We start from the raw sequence: 25,014 nt of genomic DNA, 5'->3' as shown, positions 1-25,014 counted from the left end.
TAGTCAAAAAATTGATTATCAAATAAATAAACTTTTAAATATTAGAATACATATCAAAAAAATGCTTAAAAAATGCTGTCCTATTTTAAAAACCGCCAAAGAATGAATTTTGGAGTATGCAAAAGGAAACAATTTCATTAAAAGAAGGTTTAGCCATACTTAATCAAAAAGATCAAAAAGGAACGCTTATTCCTTTTGATTTGACTTACCGGACTTTTAATGCCACATCAAAACGAGGAGGTAAATTAAAATCTTATTTGGGTGCGAGACTTCTTTTAGAAAAAAATCCAAACAAAACTCATAAAGACACAATTGAAAATATTTTAGTTCCGATCAAGAAAACCAAAAATGCAAACCATTTTGAGAACAGGACCAGAAATATCGAATTATCAGATCAGAGTGTTGTTACAATTCGCATCGATTTTATAATCAGTATTAATAATAAAGAAATCATTTACTAATGTCAGAAAGTACATTCTTAGGTAATCATATCGCAATCTCCCAACACAAAGGATCACCGGCAATGGTTTCTTTTAAAAATTCCATTGATAAAATGGACGGTACCGTTACCGCTGTAAAAGTTGATGTAAAAGATAAACAAGGTGAAATTGCATCTTGGGGCAAAAACAATGATTATCCACAACAGGTAATCAAAGAAGTAAAGAAAAATGGTGCAGCTGCTTCTTCATTGCGATTCCTTAGAAAAGCACATTACGGAAATGGGTTGGTTTTATTGAAAAATGAAGTTTCACCTGAAGGAAAGAAAGATCCTAAAGTTGTTGCGCTTAGTGAAGTTCCTGAAATTAATGAGTTTTCCCGTAAATCTCAACTGATTCGATTTTGGCAGGAAACAATTACTGATCTGGAATGGTTCGGAATCGCATTTCCAGAATACATTTTATCTGAAAATTATGCAACAATCAACCGTGTAAAACGACAAAAAACAGCATGGTGCCGTTTCGAAATGATGAACGCTGAAAGTGGTTTGGTTGAACACGTTTATATTTCTGAAAAGTTTGGTAAAGGCGGCTCTGTTGATGTTAGTAGCGAATTCGTTGCTAAAATTCCCCTAATTGATAGTTACTGGTCAGCTGATGAAGTACGTGAATATTGCAAAGCAAATAAAATCACAAAGTTCATTAGACCTGTATTCTATCCTTTACTTGATGAAGCGTATTATCCTGAAAGTGAGTGGCAAGCAATTTTAAAATCTGGCTGGTTAGATGTTGCCAATTCAGTTCCGGCACTAAAAAAAGCATTGTTTGCCAATCAAATGACAATTAAGTTTTTGATTGAAATTGACGAACAATACTACACAAACATTTATGCTGAAGAATGGGCAAAAATGAAAGTGGAAGAACGCAAAAAGATTAGACAGGATTTAGTTGATTCTATTAATGATGGACTGGTTGGAAATGAAAAAGCCGGAAAGTCAATTCAATCAATGAAATATACTAATCAGAAAGGCGAACAGGTTTCTGCAGTTACAATTACAGCTATTGATGATAAATTAAAAGACGGTGTATACCTACCTGAAGCTTCTGCTGCAAACTCTGAAATATTAGTAGCCTTTGGTGTTGATGCCACTTTAATTGGTGGTGCAGGTATTCCAGGCGGTGCATTAGGTGCCGGTTCTGGTTCAGATAAGCGTGAAGCCTTTTTAATCCTGCAGTCACTTTACAAAACCAATAGAGAAACCACACTTGAAATCTTCAATTTTATTCAGGATTACAATAAATGGGATCCTTTAATTGTTGCCGGGTTCGAAAATACCGTGCTAACCACATTAGATAAAAATCCAACCGGAATAAAAATCACTACAGCATGATATTAGAAACTACAGCCGACTTAAAAAAATACGTTTCAGTTGCTCAGTCATTTGAGTTTACCGATTTTGAGCCATACATCACAAAAGCTATAAACTCTTTTACAAAAAAATACATTGGTAATCTTCATATCTTTTTAAAAGATGAAGCTGCGGATCCAGATATAAATTTTGAAATCAAAAACGAATCGCGCGAGCATTTACGCAATGCAATTGCAAACTTCGGATTGTTCATATATTTTCCGTTTATGTCCGTAATGTTAGACAGTTCTGGTGCAACGGAAGTAAAGAATGATCAACGCCAAAGAGTCAATTGGGGAACCGAAAAAGACATACGCAGGGAATGTTTACGCTCAGGTCACGAAGCAATGGATTACTTATTGGAGATTTTAGAGAAAAACCCTGATGTTTTTCAGGATTGGACTTCTGAATTTGGCACTATAAACAGACAATTATTGGTTTACAACACGTCTACATTCAACGAACACTATCATATTTTCAATTCAAGACAAACCTTTTTGGCTCTTCAATCTACAATCAAACAGGTAGAAGATCAATATTTACGAACAATGCTTTGCCCGGAACTCCTCTCTGTTCTAAAAACTGACGTTTCAGGAATCACGCAAGAAGTAAAAATTGAACTGCAAAAAGCCGTTGTCGCTTTTACTGTGGCAAAGGTCGCGAATCGTGGGCTTTTCCTTTTAGATGATAAAGGCCTAAGAGTAGATTTTGAAATTCTTATCGATGGCAAAAAGGAAAGTGTTAGTTCTGGAAATACTGCCAATCAAATTGCAAAATTAGTTGAAGAACAATCAAACAATGGAATTCAATATTTGGCGGTGGCCAGAGAATTAATAGAAACCAATATTACTGAATTTACTCAATGTGAATTTCCATTAAAAAAAACAATTTCGACTGGTACGGGATATACACCATACGATACACCGGGTGTATTGTCAATCTAATCCTGTCCTATTTTAAAAATGTCCAAAACTTGAATTTTGTCCTATGAGTATTTTAGCTGCAAATAACGTATTTCCACATGATCCGGAAGATAACTGGAAACTTAAAACCGACAAAGGAGGTTATGAAGGTACTTCACAAGATCTAAAAAAACAGATTGACGAATTAATGTCGCCGGATGATATATTGGTGCGTGGTGCGATTACTAAGGATGGCAATAAAAGAATAATTGCACCTTATGCTTTTACAATAAGAATTGATCAGGTTGAATATACAAATCCAGACTTATTTGAAACTACAATAAGAACTGCAGCCGAAGGACATTATAGAATTGACATTTTTGTCTTTACAAAATTTTCAACAATTGTAAAAATAGAAGGTGACGAAGGTATTGAATCTGCACAAGAACCGGATACACCAAACGGTACAATCAAAATAGGCTTTAATTCCGTTTTTGGTTCTATTATAAATGAACCTGAAATACCGGTTCCGGATAACACTACCGTAAAAAAAATAGAAAGTCAAGATTTTATAACCAATTATGGTTTAACTGCTATTATTGAAAAAATTGAATTACTTGATGAGCGCAGTTCTATTTCATTAACTGGAGCTGTGACAGATATAAAATCAATCCAAACTACCGTTGAATTAATTAGACCCGGTAAACCCTTCTTCATCAAAAACAGAACTGCTCATAATGTTAAAATATGGCACAATTCCGGTACAGGAAATATTAAATTTTTCTTTCCGGATGGCTATGATTTATTACTTAAACCAAATGAAATTTTACAATTCAATTTAAATGCAAATGACCTAAGTAATATCAAATTAGAATTAGTAGGTTCTAATGGCAATATTTTAAATTCGATCGTACCAAATTCTTCAATTAGTTATACTTTCAAATTATCTGATCTCTACAAAAAAGCAATTATTGAACATTCAAGTTCATCAGCAATAACTGAAATTATACCAAATAATTCGTCCGTTGCTTTTCCTATTGGAACTGTTTTACAAAGTGTAGCCACTGGCACCGGAATCCGTACTACATCGGGTGCTGCAGGTGTAACAATAAAAACAAACTTAAATCTTTCTTCAGTTCAAAATGAAATTAGACGATTTATAAAAATAGATACAAATACCTGGTTGATTGAAGGCAACATAAAAAAATCTAACGAAACTTTTATGATTAGGGACTCGCATTATTCCTCTGCGCTCGCAAATAGTAATTGGTTCTTTAAAGTATACACAAATGCCCTTACTAGTGCAGACAGCACAACGACCGACTTTTTAACTGCGATTACAAGTGGTGCATCATCAAACTACATGAGCATATTTGAAGCTCCATTTACTTGTGAAATAGTAAGTATTACCGTTTCAATGGAAAATGATTGGCCTACTACAGGATCATTTGGATTTGGTAAGCACAAAAAAAAACAAAGTTCTGGCGCAGGCGTACCAACAAACCCAGAAATTATACACGAGTTCCCATTCTCAAAAGGATCTTATTCCCAATTGTATAAAAAAGTCTCAACTGCAGATTTCGGTATAAAGACAATAAACGAAGGTGAATCACTCGTTTGGGGATGGAAAGGTGAAATCAGATATGCCAAGATTTTGATAGAAATAAAGAAAGTTTAACTAACATATAAAACGAATGAAACTAAATACCACACTCTATGTTTCTCCAATCGTTACAGAAGGCAAATTCGATGACGTTTACATTGAAGATACGTCATTTGAACTAAACAGAAAAGATTCAATATTGAGAATAAATTTTGAAATGTTCTATTTCCGAGACGGAAAACGAACAGTAATATCAACAGCTTCTCTAGGTTTTCAAGGGATGAATGACGATGTAAACTCAACGAACGAAAAGACACTTTTTAAATTTAATGATTCCGAAGATACTCACGGACTCATTCAGTATTTTCTTGATAACAATGGAATGTATCCAGAAAATAGTGAGATTGTTAATTGGGGATTTCCAAGTTTCGAAGATGCACTGACATATCTAAATGGCGGTAGTTTTCAAAATCCAGAATTACATCCGGTTAATGATTTTGTAAAAGATTGGATTAGAAATTCAGTAATTATGAAATCAGAAGCTATAGGTAATCAATTTGAATTTGTCGAATAGTGCTAGCAAGTAAATCCACATTTTTCAGCAAAACAATTGAGGATCTGAAATTAGCCAGGTGCAACATTCAAACAATTCTGATGATCAAAGGATATAACAAATTAGAAATTTCAATCTACTTAAAAGCTTTTGATTATTTCTGCCAAAACCCAACAGATTTTGACGGTGCAACGGTTGTAAAGGATTTACAAGATCTCCCAAAATTAGACCTCGATGCAATGCTACATGACTATCAATATTCTGTACAAAATGTAGCTGCAACATTTTACACAAAATGGTACTCCGATTGGCTTTACGCAAAAGGTCAAGAACGAAAAGGAAAAGGGCAATACAGCTCATTCAGTCGATTTATAGGCTTAACTCTTATCGGAATTGGTTTTGTTCCATATGCTAATTATAAACGTGGCAGTATAACATTAAAACAAAAAAAAGAATTTTTAGAAGATTATAAAACATTAATGAATTAAACATGAAAACATTTCTATTGTATCTCTTAACGGCTACATGCTTATTTTTTACCCCAATTGTTGGTTTACTAGTTGCTGTGGGAGCTGCAATAATTTTAGACACTGCATTTGGTATTTACAGATCAATCAGAGTTAAAGGTTGGAAATTCATTACAAGCAGAAGACTGAGTGAAATTATCTCAAAAATGTTGCTTTACGAAATGTGTATTATTTTCCTGTATGTAATTGACTTTTTTGCATTGTCTGAATTCTTTCAAACTTGGTTTTCAATTTCATTTTTTGCAACAAAAGTTTGCGCAATTATACTGATTTTCATTGAAGGTGTTTCTATAAAAGAAAATTTTGAAAAGGCAACAGGTAAAGATATATGGGCTTTAATAAAAAAGGCTTTAGGACGTGCAAATGAAATTAAAGATAGTATAACAGATTTTAAAAAAACAGAATAATTATGACAGCATTTATATCAGCGGGACATAATCCTAAAGGAATTAAAGTAGATCCGGGTGCAGTTGCAAACGGATTACATGAAGCCGATTTAACGGTAGAATTTAGAAACTTAGTAGTTGAACAATTAATTAAAAAGAAAGTAGCCGTAATCACCGACAAAGATGATGCCCGTCTTGGTGATTATTTAAAAAGCATTCAGACAGGTAGTGGTTCTGTGGTTTTAGAATTTCATTTTGATGCAGCAGTTTCATCCACTGCAACCGGAACCACATCTTTATTTGGTAGTGATGCTGATCGCTTAGATAAAGCTTTTGCAAAGGAATTGGTTGAAACAACATCCTCTATTTTAGGTATTAAAAACAGAGGTGCATTATCTGAAAAAGATAGCCATCGAGGAAGTTTAGGATTAATGAGAAAACAGGGAATCGTTTCTCTATTAGAAATTTGTTTCATTTCTAATCCGTCAGATGTTAAAGCCTATAATGACAATAAAAAAGCATTGGCTTTAAGTATCGCGAATATTGTTGAACGTTACGAAAATATGATCTAAGATGAAAAAAGTATTATTAATTATCTCTTTTCTAATACTGTTTTCCTGTGGTCGCCGACAATCTGAAACCTACAAAACAGAAGAAATAACAAAGTTAGAAGCTTCAGGAATTATTAGGAATTCCGGGAATTCCCAAGAAATCCTAAGTCAGGAATCTAACTTAAAGCAAAATTCAATATCAAGGATCAATGAAGAAAGTGATTTTTGTACAGAAGAAAATACATTTGAGCCTGTAGATCCGAGATTTCCCGCAAGCGTTATCGATTCAAACGGTAAAGAAACCCAATTGAATAACGCAAAAATGACTAATAAAAAAAGTCATGGGAAAAACAAGACAAATTCCGAGAATTCCCAAAACTCCGAAAAAACCATAAAAACAGATTTACAAAAAAATACGGAACAAGAAGAAAAGGCAGATATAAAAATAAAAGCTGCAGAAAAGAAAAAAGGCGCAACAAAAAAAACAATCCGTGAACCTTGGAGTTTGTTAAACCTATTTTGGTTATTGATTCCAATTGGTTTAATAATTATTATTCTGTGGATCAGAAAAAAGAAAAAACAACTAAATCCATTATCATGAATTTACCAGAAGAAATTTTAAACCTGAAAGAAAAGAAAGCCCGTATTTTTTTTGAAATTGAATCGCTCGCAACTGTAAATGATCAAGTTTTTACAAAATTTGGAAAAGTAGTTTCTGAACTTATGCTAAAAGAAAAGCAACTACTTCGTATCAAAAATGAAAATTTAGATGAAGAAAATTAAATTATATATTCCTAAAGATTGGAATGAAATGAGTGAAACGCAATTAGAAAAAATTGCGTTTCTTTTCAATAGTAGTGAAGCCAATATAAAATTTTACATCAAACTTTTCTTTATTTTGAATGGTGTTAAATGGTGGCAATTTTCAAAAAAAGCACGTCTGAGAATTGTTCTCAGAAATTGCCCGCTATCAGAACTTCATAAAAACTACGAATATATTTTTAAGGAAAATAACAGAACCATTTTCCCTCAAGTCATCAAAATAAAAAAAACAAAGTATTTCCCTCCACAAAACCAAATTGCAAACCTTACTGCAGATGAGTTTGCGGTTGTTGATGATTTGCACATTCAATGGAGGAAAACTAAAAACATTGAATGTCTTCAGTATTTAAATGCAGTTTTATATACTGAAACAAAATCCCGTCCACTGTTTGATAAAGACGATTTACACGAGAAAGCATTGTTATTTAAAGATGTACCATTAGCAAAGCTTTTCGCTGTAGAAACTGCCTATTTTGGTTGCAAAAATAATTTAGTCAAACGTTTCAAAAAAGCTTTTCCAGAACCAAAGCCCGGAGCGAAACCATCAAAACAAAAATATGGATTTGGAAAAGTCATTTTAGGAATGGCAAAAGGTGATTTATCGAAATTGGAAAAAATTAAACAGGTTAACATTTACGCTTTCCTTGAACAATTTGAGGAAGATCTAACACCTAAGCAATAATGAGAAAAGTTACACATAAACCGATCGTAGAATTTCACAAAAGCATCGCTGATGCACATAAACAAATAAATGGTTTTTACCGATTCAATTGGAATGAGATTACAGGTAAATTCAGATCAGGTATACAAACACCTGCATTATTATTAGAAAGCCATGATTCCGGTCTTAATACAAATTCAAATAACACAACGACTTTTAATGGCCGTAACATTTCTTTTATTTTACTTGATTTTACTGGCAAAGTAGACAATTATGCCAAACAGGAAGAAGTATTGGATAACTTAGAAAACATCGGGTTAGATATTGCTTCATACTTAAAGAAGCTAAACGGAGATGGAAACTCTTGGTTGTTTGGTCTTTTTGTAACTGATTCCTGGCGAATGGAAAAAGTAGGTCCGATTTTCGATAATATGTATGGTTGGAATATTTTATATACTTTAAAAAATCACGAATCCCTCTCTTGGAATGGCGATAATTGGGAATTCCCAGAACCGCAAACCTCTCAAATCTGAGAGGTTTTTTTATGTCCTATTTTAACGCTTTGTGTACCGATAATTTAGCTAAAAAATAAGCTATGGCAGGAACTATCGATATTGCACAAAGAGAAAAGGAAATCACTTCACAAGCTGTAAAAAAACTTCGTACAGCGGTCAAAGAAGGAATTTCACACACTACAGAATCCCGAACAGGGCAGGCCTTACGAATGGGTGGTGCCGGTAGCCGTTTTAAAAACCAAAGATTACAGCGTATCACAATGTCAGCTCCTTACTACATTTTTATGCAACATTATGGTTTTGAAGGCAAAAAATCAAACGGAGTAAATCAACGGCTAAAAGCTACAGATATTTTTACTAAAGCCATCGACTCCGCAAACATTTTAGAAAACCTTGCTGATGAAATTTCGGAGCTTAGAATTGATCAGGTAACCGCTTTAATCCAATTCAAAAAATAATGGCTAAAAGAAAAGAAATCCCTAGAGAATTATCCATATACATTAATGATAAAGAAGTTGTTAATTCCCTTGCCGGAATTACCAGAGCAATCAGCCAGACCAAAAATGAAATAAACAATCTAAATAAAAATTCAGATACTTATAATGATGATTTGAAACGTTTAGGAAAAACGCTTGATGAATTAACAGATGTACAAGGCGAATTTAAAGATGAATTAAAATCCATCTCAAAAGCTTTGGATGACAGTGCCGGAAGTTTTAAAAAATTTAAAGATGGTTTGTTATCGGGTGATTTAGAAAGTGCAAAGGAAGGATTTTTGGGGCTTCGCTCAGAATTGACCATGCTGGTAAAAACTTCTATTGCATTTATTTCGACTCCTTTAGGTGCATTCATTGCTGCACTATCTGCTATTGCTATCAGTACAAAATATGTATTTGATTTTAATAAAGAACTTGAAAAATCAAATGATGTACTGCGTGCCTTTGGGGTTTCTGCAGAATCACTTTCAAATGTGAGATCTGAGATTATGGCAACTGCACAAACTTTTGATAAAGAGTTTTCAGATATCGCATCCAAAGCGAATTCCCTTTCAAAATCCTATGGTATTTCAATGTCTCAGGCAAATGAAATTATTGCAAAAGGTCTGGCAAATGGTGGTGCGCAAAACGAAGAGTTTTTGGACAGTATTGGTGAATACGATGAATTCTTTGCAAAAGCAGGTTATTCTGCATCCGAATTTATTGATATCATAAACAAAGGCTTTGATTTGGGTATATACTCAGACAAATTGCCGGATGCCTTAAAAGAAGCTGATTTATCATTAAAAGAACAAACCCAAGCGAGTAGAGACGCCCTTGTAAATGCATTTGGCGCAACTTTTACAGACGATATTTTATCAAGGGTTACTGCGGGTAAAACCACAACTAAAGAAGCATTAGAAGAAATTGCTGCAGAATCGAAAAAAACTCAACTTTCGCAACAACAGCAAGCGCAATTAACTGCAGATATTTTCAAAGGTGCGGGTGAAGATGCCGGTGGTGCTTTGAAGATATTAGAAGCAATCGGAAAAACTGTTCAAACAGAAATGTCTGCAGGAACAAAAGCACAATTAGAATTATTGGCTGCAAATGAAAAACTGAATAAAGCTCAGGCGCAACTTTTCGAAATTGTTGGTTTTGGCGGTATGTGGGACGTTGTTAAGGCGAAAGCTACAGATGCACTTGCAGAAATTTTAATCTATATCGCAGAATTAAAGGGAGATATTCAACCACTAATTGATTTGGTTGCATTTGTATTGGTTAATGCATGGACTTATTTAAAATTCACGGTAGTTAATGCATTTACGATCATCGGTACAGCTCTTAAAGTTTTCTTTGATTATTTCAAATTCGTTTTTGATGTTATCAAAGCTATTATAACCGGAGATTTTAAAGGAGCTTTTAAGTTGGTTGGTGATTACTTAGTAAATCTGGGTAAAACGATCAGCAATTTCTTCGCAAAAATAAAAAATAGTATCCTAGATGCTATAATGGGAATCGTCTCAAATATAGCTCCACTATTAGAAGCAATGGGAATCGACGTTGATAAACTTCAAAAAAAGTTAGAATCATTAAAGTCTAAAGAAATAGTTATCAAAACGACTGACGATGATAAACGACGTACAAAAACCCCAGAAGAATTAGCAGAAGAAGAACGTTTATTAAAAGAAGCTCTCGCAAAACAAAAGGCTTTGCGTGATGCAGCACGTCAAAAAGAAGCTGACGCCCGAAAAAAAGCCTTAGAAAAAAAACGTGCTGAAGAAGAAAAGGCTGCCAAAGAAGAATTAGACAGGATTTTAGCATTAGCAAAAGCAAAAGCCGATCTGGCAAAAGCGGAATTGAATTTCTTTATTGTAAGCAACAGAAGTAAAATAGATTCTACAAAAGAACTTACACCTGAAATTATAGCCGAGGAAACCAGACGTTTGGACTTGATTAAAGACAAGCAACTTACGGTTTTAGCGGAAGAACGTTTGGCTAATGTCGAAAAAGCTCAGGCAGATGCAAAATCAGCTGAAGAGTTTGCACTTTTAAAACTTGCTATTGATTATAATTACGAAACTCAACGTCAAAATTTAGAACTAAGTTTTCAAAGTTCAACCGATGCACTTAAAAAGCAATATGAAGAAGAGCAAAAAGTTTTAAAAGCCGAACAGCTCAAATATGATAATGAATTGGCATTGGCAGAAGCCGACAACAAATATGAGTATGATAAACTTAAACAAGCGCAGGACTATCAAACGCAATTAGACGATTATAAAAAGCTATACGATAGTAAAAAAATAACCGAAGACGAATATTACAGGTTTAAAAATGCAGCTGCTAATTATCAAAAAGACCTTGACAACGAACGACAAAACCAACAAATACAAACTTCTCTTGGTGCATTAAATACATTGGCCGGTGCATTGGGAGAAATGTTCGGTCAAAGTAAAGAGTTGGCAATTGTCCAGGCTAATATTTCTGGAGCGCAAGCAATTTTATCTATTTGGCAAGCTCCGGCTGCACTACCACAACCTTATGATGCAATTCTGAAAGGTGTATTAACTGCAGCTTCTGTGATACAAACAGGTGCGCAAATTAAAAATATTCAAAAGCAAAAAGCTCCAAAAAAACCAAAATTCTTTTATGGTGGTTTTACAGGAAGTAGTGCGCATTTGGGTTATGACGAATTTGGACCGATGACAGGTATTGTTCACGATCAGGAATATGTTATTCCAAAAGCAATGACGCAAAATCCAAGATATGCCAATACTATTGCATGGATAGAACAGGAAAGGACAGGCAAAAAAGTCAAAAAATTTGCCGATGGAGGTGCAACTTCGCCAAATACTATTCCTGATAATGTTATTGCCGAAAATAATGATGATATGATTCTTTTATTGCGAGCTGTATTAAACCGTTTAGAAAATCCCGTGGCTCCCAATTTGAATTTTGGTTATGATGACGCAAAGAAAGTTCAGGATTTACTTGACGAACGTGCAGCTTCTGATCAAAACGGAATTGTTAGTTAATTTTTTTGTAGGTTTGTTCTACACCTAAAATATAATTTATGAATAAAACTGTATTATTATTGTTGTTTTTCTGTTTCTTAGGATATGGCCAGAAACTAATTGTTACACCAGAAGGATTTAAAAATTCAGAAGAACTAACAAAGAAATATGTTGTAATTGATGTAGAGGGAAAAACCGCGAAGGATCTTTATGAAAATGCATTAAGATTCATAAACAAAAATTATAAAAATCCTGAAAAAGTAATTACAGGAAAGGTTGAAAATGAGTTTATAAGTATTAATACCCATGCAACTGATTTTATTACAATTAAAAATTCATTTGCAAAAATTCCGATATCAACTGATTATAATTATGATTTAAGTTTTAAAGATAATAGAGTAAAATTTGAAGTCACAGAAATAGACATGTATGACAAATCTGGAAAGTTTAAGCTTAAATTTAAAGGCGAAGGGGCATTTTCGGGTTATTATATTTATAACATGAAGGATGAACTGAAAAAGCCAGAAGCAAAAGCAGAGTTAGAGAATTACTTTAATAGCTTTATAATTGTTATGTCAAATTATCTAAAAAGTACCGTTGCAGAAGACAAATGGTAAACACAAAATTATAGACTAAAACCTCTCAAATCTGAGAGGTTTTTTTATGTCCTATTATTAGCAATCCAACTCTTTTAATTTCGTGTTATAATAATGAAATTATGATATCAATTGCTAAAGCTCCGGCTTTAAATCGGGTTCTTCTAGACGCTAATAATACTGAGGTGGTCATCACATCAACAAATGGCAGTGGTTTTTATTTCAGAGCTTTAATTTATGTTGATGATGTTCTTTTTGATGAACAGGGCTGGTCCCGAAAAGATAGTTATACAGCTTCAAAAGATCTGGTGAAACTTTACAACGCTTATTTTGAAACAGTTTTGAATATTTATGTGGAAAATGGTTTAACTGAACAAACGCACCTAAAAAAGAAAATTAAAATTACCATCGAAGAAAAATCCCTTGCTACTGATTCAGTCGTTGCTTCCGTCGATTTGCCTGTTTTTTACTTTATGTACAATGTAAATCCTATTCATTTTGATGATACTACTAAAGTTCAAATTTTAGGTCTTACACCTCCTGTAGTTCGTGTTCCGGATAACGGGAAAATTATCTTTCCTTTTTATGTTAAAGCAGAAGCTGAGACTGCAACTGTTGAATTAAAAGACAATTTTGGAAATATTATAAACACACAAACAACCGAAGTTTTTACAGGTAAAAAAGTATTCATATACTCATTTGATTTGACTCCTGTTGTTCTAATTAAAGACACACTATACTTTGAACTTAATATTGTTTGTGGTTTAAAAAGTGTAACTAAAATGTACCGGTTAATTCGTTTTCCTGATTTTAAAGTAAAAGAAATATATTTTAAAAACAATTTCGGATACTATATTCCAGCCTACTTCGATGGCGAACTTGAAATACAGGATTCGTTAAAAATTGATGATTATCAAGAAGCTGACGGATCAAGTGTAATTTATGAGATAAATGAGGAAGCCGCATACACAATTAATACAGGATCATTATTGCAAGACGAAAGGGCAATTGTAAATCAAATTACAACTTCACATGAAGTCCTTTTCAAGGTCAATAATGATTGGCGAAAAATTCAGACCACAACTAAAAAAATTCTGGAATATCGAGATAAAAAGCATTTGTACGCTCAGGATCTTACATTTTCTTTTGTGAAAAATGGCAAAGTCAGTAATTATTATGATGTGATTGCTCCTGATTGGGATGATAATGATTTTTTACCTAATGATTGGTTAACTTAAAAATAAAAAAAATGGACTTTGACGGATTTGTTACAATGATAGAAGGTTTAGGTACCGGAGAAAAGAATACAGCTTTAGAGATGAGAACCCTTTTAACTCATTTAATTCAAAATATATATATACCAGGTGATGTGAAAATGGTTATTTGCACACAAGAGGAATTAATTACAGATTATGATGAAACTGGTATAGGAAAAGGTAAGAGAGCCGGATGGGCTAAACTTAATGGTTTAGGCGGGCGTTTACCCTTTGGTGGGCGTGTACCGATAGGGCAAAGCGATGCATACCCAATCATTGGTACGCGAGGTGGTTTCGAAAAACATAAATTAACAATTGCAGAAATGCCTGCTCACAGTCACGATATAAAGGTAAATAGCGGTTCTGGAGGATCAATTAACGGTGCAGAAGATGCTGTTAGTAGCGGCACTACTATTTCTACCTCCTCAACAGGCGGTGGAGAACCACATAATATCATGCAGCCATTCGTTGTTGTCCTTTACCTTGTAAAACTAGAATAAATGAGTTTAATAAAAATAATTGCTAACGATATCGAATTAGATTTTGTAAAAGAAACGTTGTCTATAAAAACAGAAAACAATGCTTTTTCACGTGATTTTAAGGTATCTGCAACGAGCTATCCGTTTCTAATTATTGAAAATACAAAAACGAACAATGCTTTAGGTACTCGCGATCTTGCGTCAGTTAAAAAAAAGAAAATAATACAGGTAACTGTATTCGATGGAGGTTTGAAATATTATGGAGAATTACAAGTATTAACTTATTTGACCAATTTTCGTAAATGCAACCTGAAATATTCGTCCGTTATTTTATCAATAATGAACAAAAAAATTGCTGATTTTATGCCAATAGTTTCAGTTATTCCTGATGAAGAAAATCCGGTTCCATATGCTGAAGAAACAAGCGGAATTGTCGAAGGTTCAAATTATTGGCAAACATATCCGTTATCATTTTTAAATAAAATATTTCCCGAAGTAAAATGGCAATTTCCCACAATGAACTGGTTTAACAAATTTGGTGTAGGACTAGAATCGGACGATGAATGGTATTATTTTAAAAACAAGATAAATGAATACGACCAAAACGGATTAATTTTAAATACATACGAGCTTATAGATAATGATATGATCGTAAAAAATAAAAATGTGGTAAGCCCTCAAGTTTTTTTATTATCGCCTTTATATTACGCTTTAGAAAGCATTGGTTTTAAGGCAATAGGTTCTGTTTGTGAAAATGATTTTATAAAAAGATTACTTTTTTTATCTACTAGAAATAATTTAACTCTTACTGATTATTTTAAACAAGTCTTCCCTCCATTAGCAAAGTTCGATGCGGGTAATCACTTTTTCTGGAGTACTAATTTTTTTTACGAAATTTTTACACCTGGTACATATTACATAAAATATCGATTTGAAGAAAAAACATTTCCAGAAAATCCGTACGGCGTAACTTTCAACATAATGTTTGCAGGAAGTTTAATATTTTCTTACGTATATCCATCTAATTCACCTGACAAAGTTTTCGAAGGTATTGTTGAATTCGAAGTTACTGGTGAAGAGTTAACGCATCAACTTGTTTTTGGATATTCAACTCAGCAAAATGTTATGCCTGTTTACAGTTTATCTACATTAAATAATGACAATAAATATCACCAAATGCATCCAACAATACAACTTGGACGATTTTTACCAGATTGGACATTTGGAAAATATTTAAATGAAATGCAAAAATTATTTAATTTAGAAATTATCCCGGATGATTTTTCTCAAACATTAGCTTTAAATTTTAATGAAGATACAATTGCAAATTCTGCTACTTATGAGATAAAAAAATCTTTAAATATGTCTTCTTACGATCCAACTCCGTACAACGCATTTTTATTGAAATATGAAAATGAAGAAGATACAGCACTTTGGATTACTACCGAAGGCGTTGAAGATTTCAATACGCAATCCTCTGATTTTTCCCAAACTTTAGGATCAAATTTTAAATATGTACCGGTTACATCTTCAGCTGATTTGTCCGACGCTTTAGAATCAAAAAGCGGTAGCGGTTTAATGATTTACGATCCAACAAATAAGCCCTTTATTTCAGAAAACTATATTGGTCAAACTCTAAAGATGACCGGAGCAAAGGGAATCTATCAAATGTTTTGGCGACTTCAATTAAAGTTTCTTTTAAATAGTTCAGCAGTCGAGCTTTCAGGTGCATTTACAGAAACGGAAAAAAATAAGATTCTAAAACTAAAAAGAATTTTTATTGATCATCAGGAATATTTTATTTCAACAATGGAAAGTACCGAAACGCAGCAGGAAAATTTTAAAATCAAGTTTAATTTATTTAGCATAACCTTTTAAAGTAGAAAAGCCTCTTAATTAAGAGGCTTTTCTATTAGAATATCGTCCATATTATGAATTTGTCGATCGGTTATACTATCAACAATATGCACATAAATCATAGTTTCTTTGATATCCGAATGTCCAAGAAGTTTCTGTAAAACTTCTACCCGACCATTACACAAAAGAAAGTTTGTAGCAAAGGAATGTCTCGCAACGTGGAAAGTTATTTTTTTCTTGATACCTACAATTCTGGCAATTGCTTTCAGTTCTTCGTTTATGTGCTTTTCAGAATAATCTTTCTCAAAAAGTCTTTCTTTTCCAATAAATTTTAAAGCTGACTCACTTAATGGAATACGTTGTAATTTTTCTCCTTTGTTTGCCACGAAAATTAATATATCACCGACTATATTGTCAATTGAAATCCTCTTAATATCAGAAATTCGTAAACCGGTAAAACATGCAAATAAAAACCTCGATAGAATATTTTTATAGGTTTCATTTATAAAATTAGATTTGTAAAATTCATTTAGTTTATAAATTTCCTCCGGCATTAAAAAAGTTCGATTCGATTGGCTTCGTGGTGTTTTGATATCTTGGTATCGTAAAGGCGTTTTAATACCTAACTCATTTGCAATATGAAGGTATTTCTTGAAATTTTTACCAAGGGTTTGAACTGTGTGCGGTGAGTTTTTTTCAACTTTCGCAAAATGAAAAATCATTTTTTCATAAAAAGATTTTGTTATTTCATTAAATAAAATTGATTTTTTATAATTTTTTACTTTTCGAAGTGAACTCATTTGCTGTTTGACTGTTGCAGGATCTCTAATTAATTTCTGGTTTTCCATTTCTTTTTCCCAAAAAGAAATAAAATCAATTCTGGAGGTAGGATTTTGAAACTCATGCAATAGTTTTTCCATCGTTAGAACTTCACTACCAAGTCTATAACTAATTTCAATCCTATTTAAGTCCGCTAAAGATTTTTCGATCAGTAAATTATAATCTTTCCAGAATATCTCTTTGCTTTTAACACGTTGCTTTATTTTATCATAATCAACAGGCTTTACAGAAATGTTTAAAGGAATTTTTTTCTTTTCTCCATCTAAAAAAATTTGAAGATATAAAGCGCAAGTTCCGTTTGTGCGAACGTAATCATCTTTGATTACAATTTTCGCTGTTAACTTCCCACTAAAATTCATTGGGAAGTTTATTGGGAAGTGTGGAGTGTTTTCTGAATATAATAACATACGTAAGCATTTTTAGGATTACCCGTAAACGGCTAATGGCGTGAACATTACACGCCATTTGTGTAATGTTCACGCCATATGAAAATTGAGTTTGTGACCGCGGAGGGGTTCGAACCCCCAACCCTCAGAGCCGAAATCTGATATTCTATCCAGTTGAACTACGCGGTCAATATATTTAAAATTCAATTTTTAAATTCCAAATTCCAATTTAAATTTGGAATTTCTATTTTGGGTTTTCCAATTTTGGAATTTGGATTTTTTTATTGGAATTTAAACCAAAAGTTTCTTCACAATTGCAGAAATGGTTTTTCCTTCAGCAGTTCCACCCAATTGAGCAGATGCCAATCCCATTACTTTACCCATTGAAGCAATTCCAGAAGCTCCTGTTTCAGCAATAATTTTTGCAATTACAGCTTCTACTTCTTCTTCACTTAATTGAGCTGGTAAGAATTTCTCAATTACCGCAACCTGAGCTAATTCTGGCTCAGCCAAATCAGGGCGGTTTTGTTCTGTAAAAATTCTTGCGCTTTCTTTACGTGTTTTAACTAGTCTTTGAAGTAATTTTACTTCTTCGTCTTCTGTCAATTCTTCTTTAGAGCCAGAAGCTGTTGCAGCTAATAACATTTCTGATTTAATAGCTCTTAAAGCTTCTAAAGCTACTGTATCTTTTGCTCTCATGGCGGTTTTAATCTCGTCCATGATTAATGTTTGTAAACTCATTTTTGTTTTTATTTGAATAAGCAAAGCTTATAAATTGATTAATTTTTCTGAAAGTTGCTATCAACCTCCACTCGAATTGACAACAAAATTAACTTTAAAGGTTAAGCATAGAAGTCAAATTTTTAAATTCTGTGCGAAGATAAAAAAAATAACCCGAAAATTAAATCCAATTTTCGGGTTATCCTATTATTATGAATGTAATATTAATCTACGTTATCGTGCAAAAATGAATTGTTTGAACGTAATTGTAAATCGTTATTACTATCTGTACCAACAGAGATTCTCGAATTAGTTGTATTAGATTGATTATTTGAAAGATCAATACCTAATCTTTTGTAAGCAGGCTCTTTTTCTAGTTCATCAATTCTAGAAACATTGTTATGGAATTTATAATTAAATTCTTTTAGTTTCTTTCTTCTTTCTTCTGCTCTTAAACGTAATGTTTCTTCGATTGTTAATTCCATCGGAGACGCATGATCTGTTGTTGTAAAAGCAGTTTCCTGTGCAAAATCAACTTTTGGTTTCAAAGTGATATTCAATTCCTCAGGAACTACATCTTCTACCACTTTTTCAACTGGTTTAGATGTGATTAAATCATTTTCAACCTCCATATATTCTTCTAAAGAATATTTGATGATTCCGTTTTCAGCAACTTCAGTTACCGGAACAAATGAAACAGGATCATTTACCTTAATATTACGTGTTTCGTTTGTTAATTCAAACAAAATTCTAGTATCTTCAACAACCGGTTCTTTCTTTACTTCCGGCTCTGCTCTAAAAAGAGGTAAATCAAAAGAGAACGTTGTTTGTTCTTCCTTTTCAAATACCCTTTGAACAGGTTTTACTTCCTGAAAAGTTTGCGCTTGCGGAGTAGAAATAGTAAAATCGATATCTGTAATTGGCGAAACGATTTCAAAAGTTACATCAAGGTTTTTAATAAACTCTGACATTACTACTAATTCTTCCTGATTGATTACTGGAGCAACAGCAACCGGAGGAGTCTGAATCACGGGAGCAACAACCGTATCTTCCATCAAATCAAAAACAATTTTTTCTTCTGATTTTGCAGTTGGTGTACTACTGCTTAAATCGAAAGATGTAAGTGCTTTATTCGTTAAATTATGAACACTTCTTTGTTCATCTTCCAACGTATGAATGATTTTCTTAGGTTCTGTATTTACAATTTCATTTTGTTGTTCAACATCAAAACCAGTAGCAATAATAGTTACGGCAATAGCCTCACCAAGAGTTTCGTCTTCACCAACTCCCATGATGATATTTGCGTTGTAACCTGCTTCTGCCTGGATATGATCGTTGATTTCTCCAATTTCGTCAAGCGTAATTTCATCAGATCCAGAAACGATAAGCAACAATACGTTTTTGGCTCCTGTAATTTTGTTGTCGTTTAATAACGGAGAATCCAATGCTGAAATAATAGCATCTTTTGCTCTGTTTTCACCTTCGGCAACAGAAGATCCCATGATCGCAGTTCCGCTGTTTGCTAAAACAGTTCTTGCGTCACGTAAATCGATATTTTGAGTATAGTGATGTGTAATTACTTCAGCAATACCTCTTGAGGCTGTTGCCAAAACTTCATCCGCTTTAGAGAATCCTGCTTTAAAACCAAGATTTCCATATACTTCTCTTAATTTATTATTATTGATTACGATTAACGAATCAACTTGTTTACGTAATTTTTCGATTCCTAAAAGCGCTTGTTCCTGACGAACTTTACCTTCAAACTGAAATGGGATTGTTACGATACCAACGGTCAAAATTTCTCTTTCTTTTGCCAATTGTGCAATTACCGGAGCAGCACCTGTACCGGTACCACCACCCATACCAGCGGTAATAAATACCATCTTAGTACCACGGTCTAACATTTTTTCGATATCAGCGATACTTTCAATAGCAGATTGCTGTCCTACATCAGGGTTTGCTCCTGCTCCAAGACCCTCTGTTAAGTTCATACCTAACTGAATTTTATTTGGTACAGCGCTATTTTGAAGTGCTTGTGAGTCTGTATTACAAACGATAAAATCTACCCCTTTAATACCTTGCTTGAACATGTGGTTGATTGCGTTACTTCCGCCTCCACCGACACCTATTACTTTGATTACATTTGATTGGTTTTTCGGTAAATCAAATGAAATACTTCCAAATTCTGAGTTGCTCATCATCTTTTTGGTTTTGAAATTCTTATTAAATACATTTTTTACTTCTTGACTTGGGGCAAAAAGTAATCCTTTTCGTTTTACTTTATTATTATTCTGCGTTGTCTAAAAAATCTTTGATTTTATCGACATAACGATCAAAAAATGATCTTCTTATTTTTGTTTCTGTAGACTCATCTTTTGTAGCCACGTTACTTCTAACTTCTCTTGGTGGTTCAAAAGCTTCTACTCTTTCAACGTAGTTTTCTTCAACTTCGTATCGCGGCTGAATAGGTTGTTGTGCCTGAGGCGGAACGTTTCTGTATACTACTTTTGGCTGTTCATTTACAAGTTCCATTCTAACAGCGCTTTGTGTGCTATTTTCGATACTGTTCATTACTAAACCAACTGCAGTTGCAAATAATGGACTTGAAATTTCTTCGCTTGAATTTCCTGCTAAATGCTCGTTTGGATATCCAATTCTAGTGTCCATTCCTGTAATGTACTCCACTAATTGTTTGATATGTTTTAATTGAGCTCCACCACCTGTAAGCACAATTCCTGCAATTAGTTTTTTACGAGGATCTTCGTGTCCGTAAGCTTTTATTTCTGCAAAAACCTGTTCTACGATTTCCACCACACGCGCATGGATAATTTTAGATAAGTTTTTTAGCGAAATTTCTTTTGGTTCTCTGCCTCTTAAACCTGGAATAGAAACAATTTCGTTGTCTTTATTTTCCCCCGGCCATGCTGATCCGAATTTTATTTTTAAAAGCTCTGCTTGTTTTTCGATAATCGAACAGCCTTCTTTAATATCTTCTGTAATTACATTTCCTCCAAAAGGAATTACAGCAGTATGACGAATAATACCATCTTTAAAAATAGCCAAATCTGTTGTTCCGCCACCGATATCGATAAGGGCTACACCAGCTTCTTTTTCTTCCTGACTTAAAACTGCATCTGCAGAAGCTAATGGTTCTAATGTTAATCCGGACAACTCAATTCCTGAACTCTGAATACATCTTCCAACATTTCTAATAGAAGACGCTTGTCCAACTACTACGTGAAAACTAGACTCTAATCTTCCGCCATACATTCCGATTGGTTCTTTAATTTCAGATTGTCCGTCGATTTTAAATTCCTGAGGCAAAACGTGAATAATTTCTTCTCCCGGTAACATCGCAAGTTTATTAACCTGATCAATTAAAAGCTGAATATCATTTTCGCCAATTACTTCTTCCGGATTACTACGGCTGATGTAATCTGTATGCTGTATACTTCTGATGTGCTGTCCGGCAATGCCTACAACAACATCCTTAATTTTATATCCTGAATTATTTTCTGCTTCTAAAATAGCTTGTTGAATCGATTGAATAGTTTGCGTAATGTTGTTTACAACACCTCTCGCAACACCCAAACTTTTGGATTTACCAATACCCAAAATTTCCAATTTACCATACTCGTTCTTCTTGCCTATCATGGCAACTATTTTGGTTGTTCCAATATCTAGACCTACTGCAATATTATCTTTTTCCATTTTCTATTATTTTGTGCAAACTACTTGTTCCGTAAATCTCAGGTCAATCTTATTGTATTTATATAACGAACTATCTAAAACTGCTTTTTGAAAAAAGGCTTTATAGTTATTAAATTTCTTGTCAACATTCATCGTTCTGCCAAAATCGATGAAGTAATTATAATTTCTATTAAACATTTTTAGGCTACCATTAGGCATAATTTGAATTGCAATGATGTTTTTTTTCAAAAACGCATCGTCATAAATTGTGCGAAATAAGGTAGCTAAATCTTCGTTATTTTTTTTATTTATTGCCCCTGAAACGAGAGGAACACGCGCCGTAAAATTGTCTGATAAAGGCATTTTATTTCCCTCATAGTCAATATAAAAAGAGTTATCACCATCATAAACTCTCGCTATTGGTGTCTTCTGTTTTACTATCGCTTTTAGAACTCCATCAATACTTACAAAAACATCCGACTTTTCAATCATGTCTTGCGTATCAAGGGTTTTTTCTATCTTATTCAAATCTACTTCATCTTTTCGGATAGTGGAAGCGTCTTTTTTATTTTCTATTAACAATTTATTAACCGCTTCAGGCTTTATGAACAGAGTGTTTTCTCCTACAAAAACAACCGTGCATTTCTTCAATTTTCTATCTCCATTTCGATGTTGGGCAAACGAATATAAAAAAAGTACAAGCCCAAAAATGAGTACTAATCGAATATTTGTCCAATTAAATATTTTCATTTAGCATTTTTTTAATTGACGGAACCATCTCTCCAATATCACCAGCTCCTATTGTCACAATTATTGGCGCATCACTGGCTTTGATTTGCGCTAATAAATCACTTTTTGCAACAATTTTTTTGTTCGAATTTGTCATTTTTCCTAACAGCCAATCAGATGTAATCCCTTCCATCGGTAATTCGCGTGCCGGATAAATATCCATCAAGAACACTTCGTCAAATAGAGATAAACTTTCGGCAAATCCGTCAGCAAAATCTCTTGTTCTGCTAAACAAATGCGGCTGAAAAATGGCCAAAACTTTACGATTTGGATACAATTCCCTAACTGCTTGATGTACAGCATTTATTTCTGTTGGATGATGTGCATAATCATCTATATAAACTAATTTGTCAGATTTAATCTGATATGAAAAACGTCTTCTTATTCCGTTAAAGGAAGCCAATGCTTTTGCAATCGAATCTGTAGCAGTCCCGAAGGTTTTTGCCATTGCAATAGCCATCAAAGCATTCATTAAATTGTGTTTTCCAGGCAATCCAAAACGTAAATCTTTCATAATTTCTGATGGCGTCTGCACATCAAAAACATAACTTCCGTCTTCTATTCTAACATTAAACGCCTTATATATAGCATCTTCATTTATAGCACATTGCACTCCTTCAAGAGGCAATTCTTTGGTTATAAACAAATTGTTTTTATTTTCAACTTTATTAGCAAATTCTACAAACGAAGCTTCAATTGCATCACTTGTTCCATAAATATCCAAATGATCTGCATCCATTGATGTTATACAGGCAATATTTGGGTGTAAATGCAAAAACGAACGGTCAAATTCATCTGCTTCTACAACTGTTACGGTTTTTCCGCTTCCAATTAAATTAGAGTTGTAATTCTCTACAATTCCGCCCACAAAAGCTGTTACATCTGCGCCACTTTCGTATAAAATATGTCCTAAAATACTTGACGTTGTTGTTTTTCCATGTGTTCCTGCAACGGCAAAACTGAAAGTATCTTTGGTTATAAGTCCCAAAACTTCTGCACGCTTTTTAATTTCGTAATTTCTTTCTATGAAATAATTCCATTCAGAATGTGTTTTAGGCACGGCAGGCGTAAAAATTACCAAAGTATTCTCTACAAAATAATCACTTGGAATCAAACTGATATTATCTTCAAAATGAATATCAATACCACTTTCAATTAATTCACTTGTTAGCATTGATGGCGTTTTGTCGTAGCCCGAAACCTGTTTTCCAATATATTTGAAATAACGGGCCAGCGCACTCATTCCGATGCCTCCAATACCAATAAAATAAACGTTTTGTATTTGATTTAAATTCATTTTAATTTCTAATTTTGAGCTATTTACAGGTTGCTTTATTGTATAAAAAACTAGTAGTTAAGCCTTTGTAATTTTCTTATTTTAATAACTCAAAACGCCTAAAAATAGCGTTCTAATTTTTTTATTCTGTTCTATAATTATCTTAAAAAGTTACATTATAACAACTTTTTAATTTCCTCTACTATAACTTTTACAGCATTCGGTCTGGCCAGTTTTTTAATATTTTCACTTAATTGACTTTGTTTTCCTTTATCTTTTAATAAAGCTTCAAAAACAATACTAAACTGACTTTCCAATTCTGATTCCTTTAATAAAACCGCTCCTTTCGCATCTACAATTGCCTGCGCATTTTTGGTTTGATGATCTTCAGCAACGTTTGGTGATGGAATAAAAATTACTGGTTTCCCTACAATGCATAATTCCGAAACTGATGATGCTCCTGCGCGTGAAATAATTACATCTGCAGCAGCGTAAACAAAATCCATTCTTTCAATAAAATCAACTACTCTTACGTTTTGTTGATTGTATTTTTTATAATCTTCAAAATATAATTTTCCGCATTGCCAGATAATCTGAACATCTTGTGAAAGTATATTTTGTAATTCTTTTTCAATTAACTGATTAACTCTTCTGGCTCCTAAGCTTCCGCCTAAAACCAACAATGTCTTTTTGTTCGAATCTAAACCATAAAAAGCAATTGCTTCGTCTCTTTTGCTGTCAATATCGATTAAATCCTGACGAACCGGATTTCCTGTCAAAACAATTTTTTCTTTTGGAAAAAATCGCTCTAAATTTTCGTATGCGACGCAAATAGCATTGGCTTTTTTGCTTAGTAATTTATTTGTAATTCCCGGAAATGAATTTTGCTCCTGAATTACTGTCGGAATCCCTGCGCCTCCTGCCGCTTGCAATAATGGTCCGCTTGCAAAACCTCCGGTCCCTATTACTACATTAGGTTTAAATTGCCTAATGATTCTTCTTGACTCTAACAAACTTGTTGCCAATTTCAGTGGAAACATCATATTTTGTAACGTCAGCTTTCTTTGCAAACCGGCAATCCAAAGGCCTTTAATTTCATAACCAGCCTGAGGCACTTTTTGCATTTCCATTTTATCTTTGGCACCAACAAAAAGAAATTCTGCATCAGGAAATTGTAATTTTAACTCATTTGCAATAGCAATTGCCGGATAAATATGTCCGCCAGTTCCGCCACCACTTAGTATGAATTTATACTTTGTCATATCTTTA

At 33.4% G+C, this 25,014-nt stretch carries 25 protein-coding genes and 1 tRNA gene; 18 read left to right on the top strand and 8 right to left on the bottom strand.

The window, feature by feature from the left end; translation table 11 throughout:
- Positions 1–116 precede the first annotated feature (116 nt).
- The 18 genes from RT99_RS05935 (at position 117) to RT99_RS05850 (ending at position 16,065) form a co-directional block, all read left to right on the top strand.
- Entirely contained in the window at positions 117–461 is a 345-nt protein-coding gene (locus RT99_RS05935) for a hypothetical protein (protein ID WP_042563820.1), read from the top strand.
- Entirely contained in the window at positions 461–1,828 is a 1,368-nt protein-coding gene (locus RT99_RS05930; protein ID WP_042563819.1) for a hypothetical protein, read from the top strand. The genes RT99_RS05935 and RT99_RS05930 overlap by 1 nt, the downstream gene beginning before the upstream one ends.
- On the top strand, positions 1,825–2,790 hold the full coding sequence (locus tag RT99_RS05925; RefSeq protein WP_042563818.1) for a DUF6712 family protein: 966 nt from the start codon (positions 1,825–1,827) through the stop codon (positions 2,788–2,790). The genes RT99_RS05930 and RT99_RS05925 overlap by 4 nt, the downstream gene beginning before the upstream one ends.
- Positions 2,791–2,833: 43 nt before the next feature.
- Positions 2,834–4,426 (top strand): hypothetical protein, encoded by a 1,593-nt coding sequence (locus RT99_RS05920; RefSeq protein ID WP_042563817.1) that lies wholly within the window; start codon positions 2,834–2,836, stop codon positions 4,424–4,426.
- A gap of 16 nt (positions 4,427–4,442) precedes the next feature.
- Entirely contained in the window at positions 4,443–4,925 is a 483-nt protein-coding gene (locus RT99_RS05915; protein ID WP_042563816.1) for a hypothetical protein, read from the top strand.
- 80 nt (positions 4,926–5,005) lie between these two features.
- Positions 5,006–5,392 (top strand): hypothetical protein, encoded by a 387-nt coding sequence (locus RT99_RS05910; protein WP_131494899.1) that lies wholly within the window; start codon positions 5,006–5,008, stop codon positions 5,390–5,392.
- A gap of 2 nt (positions 5,393–5,394) precedes the next feature.
- Entirely contained in the window at positions 5,395–5,838 is a 444-nt protein-coding gene (locus RT99_RS05905; protein ID WP_042563814.1) for a phage holin family protein, read from the top strand.
- Positions 5,839–5,840: 2 nt separating this feature from the next.
- Positions 5,841–6,389, top strand: coding sequence for an N-acetylmuramoyl-L-alanine amidase (locus tag RT99_RS05900; RefSeq protein ID WP_042563813.1), 549 nt, complete (start codon positions 5,841–5,843; stop codon positions 6,387–6,389).
- 1 nt (position 6,390) lies between these two features.
- On the top strand, positions 6,391–6,969 hold the full coding sequence (locus tag RT99_RS05895; RefSeq protein WP_042563812.1) for a hypothetical protein: 579 nt from the start codon (positions 6,391–6,393) through the stop codon (positions 6,967–6,969).
- Positions 6,966–7,151 (top strand): hypothetical protein, encoded by a 186-nt coding sequence (locus RT99_RS05890; protein ID WP_042563811.1) that lies wholly within the window; start codon positions 6,966–6,968, stop codon positions 7,149–7,151. The genes RT99_RS05895 and RT99_RS05890 overlap by 4 nt, the downstream gene beginning before the upstream one ends.
- The gene (locus RT99_RS05885; RefSeq protein ID WP_042563810.1) at positions 7,138–7,872 is read left to right on the top strand and encodes a hypothetical protein; all 735 of its coding nucleotides are present in this window, start codon (positions 7,138–7,140) and stop codon (positions 7,870–7,872) included. The genes RT99_RS05890 and RT99_RS05885 overlap by 14 nt, the downstream gene beginning before the upstream one ends.
- Positions 7,872–8,384, top strand: coding sequence for a hypothetical protein (locus RT99_RS05880; RefSeq protein ID WP_042563809.1), 513 nt, complete (start codon positions 7,872–7,874; stop codon positions 8,382–8,384). The genes RT99_RS05885 and RT99_RS05880 overlap by 1 nt, the downstream gene beginning before the upstream one ends.
- 62 nt (positions 8,385–8,446) lie before the next feature.
- On the top strand, positions 8,447–8,824 hold the full coding sequence (locus RT99_RS05875) for a hypothetical protein (protein ID WP_042563808.1): 378 nt from the start codon (positions 8,447–8,449) through the stop codon (positions 8,822–8,824).
- The gene (locus tag RT99_RS05870) at positions 8,824–11,877 is read left to right on the top strand and encodes a phage tail tape measure protein (protein WP_042563807.1); all 3,054 of its coding nucleotides are present in this window, start codon (positions 8,824–8,826) and stop codon (positions 11,875–11,877) included. Before RT99_RS05875 ends, RT99_RS05870 begins: the two co-directional genes overlap by 1 nt.
- A gap of 38 nt (positions 11,878–11,915) precedes the next feature.
- Positions 11,916–12,473 carry a DUF4468 domain-containing protein gene (locus RT99_RS05865; protein WP_042563806.1) on the top strand — a complete coding sequence of 186 codons (558 nt, stop codon included), beginning with the start codon at positions 11,916–11,918 and terminating at the stop codon, positions 12,471–12,473.
- 101 nt (positions 12,474–12,574) lie between these two features.
- Entirely contained in the window at positions 12,575–13,690 is a 1,116-nt protein-coding gene (locus RT99_RS05860; RefSeq protein ID WP_042563805.1) for a hypothetical protein, read from the top strand.
- A gap of 11 nt (positions 13,691–13,701) precedes the next feature.
- Complete coding sequence (locus RT99_RS24610) at positions 13,702–14,208, top strand: hypothetical protein (RefSeq protein ID WP_131494898.1); 507 nt, start codon at positions 13,702–13,704, stop codon at positions 14,206–14,208.
- Positions 14,209–16,065 carry a hypothetical protein gene (locus RT99_RS05850; RefSeq protein WP_042563804.1) on the top strand — a complete coding sequence of 619 codons (1,857 nt, stop codon included), beginning with the start codon at positions 14,209–14,211 and terminating at the stop codon, positions 16,063–16,065. It begins immediately after the preceding gene.
- 14 nt (positions 16,066–16,079) lie between these two features.
- On the opposite strand, the gene RT99_RS05845 is transcribed toward RT99_RS05850, so the two are convergent.
- From RT99_RS05845 to murG, 8 genes are all read right to left on the bottom strand, one after another.
- A complete protein-coding gene (locus RT99_RS05845) occupies positions 16,080–17,291 on the bottom strand; it encodes a site-specific integrase (protein WP_042563803.1) in 1,212 nt (403 codons plus the stop codon).
- A gap of 94 nt (positions 17,292–17,385) precedes the next feature.
- Positions 17,386–17,459: transfer RNA gene (locus RT99_RS05840), tRNA-Arg, on the bottom strand.
- Between the two features lie 102 nt (positions 17,460–17,561).
- Complete coding sequence (locus tag RT99_RS05835) at positions 17,562–18,011, bottom strand: GatB/YqeY domain-containing protein (protein ID WP_042563802.1); 450 nt, start codon at positions 18,009–18,011, stop codon at positions 17,562–17,564.
- Between the two features lie 203 nt (positions 18,012–18,214).
- The gene (ftsZ, locus tag RT99_RS05830) at positions 18,215–20,191 is read right to left on the bottom strand and encodes a cell division protein FtsZ (RefSeq protein ID WP_042563801.1); all 1,977 of its coding nucleotides are present in this window, start codon (positions 20,189–20,191) and stop codon (positions 18,215–18,217) included.
- Positions 20,192–20,276: 85 nt separating this feature from the next.
- Positions 20,277–21,701 carry a cell division protein FtsA gene (gene ftsA / locus RT99_RS05825; RefSeq protein WP_042563800.1) on the bottom strand — a complete coding sequence of 475 codons (1,425 nt, stop codon included), beginning with the start codon at positions 21,699–21,701 and terminating at the stop codon, positions 20,277–20,279.
- A gap of 6 nt (positions 21,702–21,707) precedes the next feature.
- Positions 21,708–22,430, bottom strand: coding sequence for a cell division protein FtsQ/DivIB (locus tag RT99_RS05820; RefSeq protein ID WP_042563799.1), 723 nt, complete (start codon positions 22,428–22,430; stop codon positions 21,708–21,710).
- Complete coding sequence (gene murC / locus RT99_RS05815) at positions 22,417–23,766, bottom strand: UDP-N-acetylmuramate--L-alanine ligase (RefSeq protein WP_042563798.1); 1,350 nt, start codon at positions 23,764–23,766, stop codon at positions 22,417–22,419. Before murC ends, RT99_RS05820 begins: the two co-directional genes overlap by 14 nt.
- A 155-nt stretch (positions 23,767–23,921) precedes the next feature.
- Positions 23,922–25,007, bottom strand: a complete 1,086-nt coding sequence (gene murG / locus RT99_RS05810; RefSeq protein ID WP_042563797.1) for an undecaprenyldiphospho-muramoylpentapeptide beta-N-acetylglucosaminyltransferase — start codon at positions 25,005–25,007, stop codon at positions 23,922–23,924.
- Between the last annotated feature and the right edge of the window lie 7 nt (positions 25,008–25,014).

Origin of the sequence: Flavobacterium sp. MEB061 (assembly GCF_000834715.1) — a bacterium.
GTDB classification, from domain to species: Bacteria; Bacteroidota; Bacteroidia; order Flavobacteriales; family Flavobacteriaceae; genus Flavobacterium; species Flavobacterium pectinovorum.
The sequence above is the reverse complement of the archived record's forward strand: the minus strand, read 5'-3'. Positions and strand labels throughout refer to the sequence as shown.

Excerpts from the sequence above, each read along its gene's own strand:
- RT99_RS05935 (WP_042563820.1), top strand. The coding sequence starts at position 117 with ATGCAAAAGGAAACAATTTCATTAAAAGAAGGTTTAGCCATACTTAAT.
- RT99_RS05930 (WP_042563819.1), top strand. The coding sequence starts at position 461 with ATGTCAGAAAGTACATTCTTAGGTAATCATATCGCAATCTCCCAACAC.
- RT99_RS05925 (WP_042563818.1), top strand. The coding sequence starts at position 1,825 with ATGATATTAGAAACTACAGCCGACTTAAAAAAATACGTTTCAGTTGCT.
- RT99_RS05920 (WP_042563817.1), top strand. The coding sequence starts at position 2,834 with ATGAGTATTTTAGCTGCAAATAACGTATTTCCACATGATCCGGAAGAT.
- RT99_RS05915 (WP_042563816.1), top strand. The coding sequence starts at position 4,443 with ATGAAACTAAATACCACACTCTATGTTTCTCCAATCGTTACAGAAGGC.
- RT99_RS05910 (WP_131494899.1), top strand. The coding sequence starts at position 5,006 with ATGATCAAAGGATATAACAAATTAGAAATTTCAATCTACTTAAAAGCT.
- RT99_RS05905 (WP_042563814.1), top strand. The coding sequence starts at position 5,395 with ATGAAAACATTTCTATTGTATCTCTTAACGGCTACATGCTTATTTTTT.
- RT99_RS05900 (WP_042563813.1), top strand. The coding sequence starts at position 5,841 with ATGACAGCATTTATATCAGCGGGACATAATCCTAAAGGAATTAAAGTA.
- RT99_RS05895 (WP_042563812.1), top strand. The coding sequence starts at position 6,391 with ATGAAAAAAGTATTATTAATTATCTCTTTTCTAATACTGTTTTCCTGT.
- RT99_RS05890 (WP_042563811.1), top strand. The coding sequence starts at position 6,966 with ATGAATTTACCAGAAGAAATTTTAAACCTGAAAGAAAAGAAAGCCCGT.
- RT99_RS05885 (WP_042563810.1), top strand. The coding sequence starts at position 7,138 with ATGAAGAAAATTAAATTATATATTCCTAAAGATTGGAATGAAATGAGT.
- RT99_RS05880 (WP_042563809.1), top strand. The coding sequence starts at position 7,872 with ATGAGAAAAGTTACACATAAACCGATCGTAGAATTTCACAAAAGCATC.
- RT99_RS05875 (WP_042563808.1), top strand. The coding sequence starts at position 8,447 with ATGGCAGGAACTATCGATATTGCACAAAGAGAAAAGGAAATCACTTCA.
- RT99_RS05870 (WP_042563807.1), top strand. The coding sequence starts at position 8,824 with ATGGCTAAAAGAAAAGAAATCCCTAGAGAATTATCCATATACATTAAT.
- RT99_RS05865 (WP_042563806.1), top strand. The coding sequence starts at position 11,916 with ATGAATAAAACTGTATTATTATTGTTGTTTTTCTGTTTCTTAGGATAT.
- RT99_RS05860 (WP_042563805.1), top strand. The coding sequence starts at position 12,575 with ATGATATCAATTGCTAAAGCTCCGGCTTTAAATCGGGTTCTTCTAGAC.
- RT99_RS24610 (WP_131494898.1), top strand. The coding sequence starts at position 13,702 with ATGGACTTTGACGGATTTGTTACAATGATAGAAGGTTTAGGTACCGGA.
- RT99_RS05850 (WP_042563804.1), top strand. The coding sequence starts at position 14,209 with ATGAGTTTAATAAAAATAATTGCTAACGATATCGAATTAGATTTTGTA.
- RT99_RS05845 (WP_042563803.1), bottom strand. The coding sequence starts at position 17,291 with ATGTTATTATATTCAGAAAACACTCCACACTTCCCAATAAACTTCCCA.
- RT99_RS05835 (WP_042563802.1), bottom strand. The coding sequence starts at position 18,011 with ATGAGTTTACAAACATTAATCATGGACGAGATTAAAACCGCCATGAGA.
- ftsZ (WP_042563801.1), bottom strand. The coding sequence starts at position 20,191 with ATGATGAGCAACTCAGAATTTGGAAGTATTTCATTTGATTTACCGAAA.
- ftsA (WP_042563800.1), bottom strand. The coding sequence starts at position 21,701 with ATGGAAAAAGATAATATTGCAGTAGGTCTAGATATTGGAACAACCAAA.
- RT99_RS05820 (WP_042563799.1), bottom strand. The coding sequence starts at position 22,430 with ATGAAAATATTTAATTGGACAAATATTCGATTAGTACTCATTTTTGGG.
- murC (WP_042563798.1), bottom strand. The coding sequence starts at position 23,766 with ATGAATTTAAATCAAATACAAAACGTTTATTTTATTGGTATTGGAGGC.
- murG (WP_042563797.1), bottom strand. The coding sequence starts at position 25,007 with ATGACAAAGTATAAATTCATACTAAGTGGTGGCGGAACTGGCGGACAT.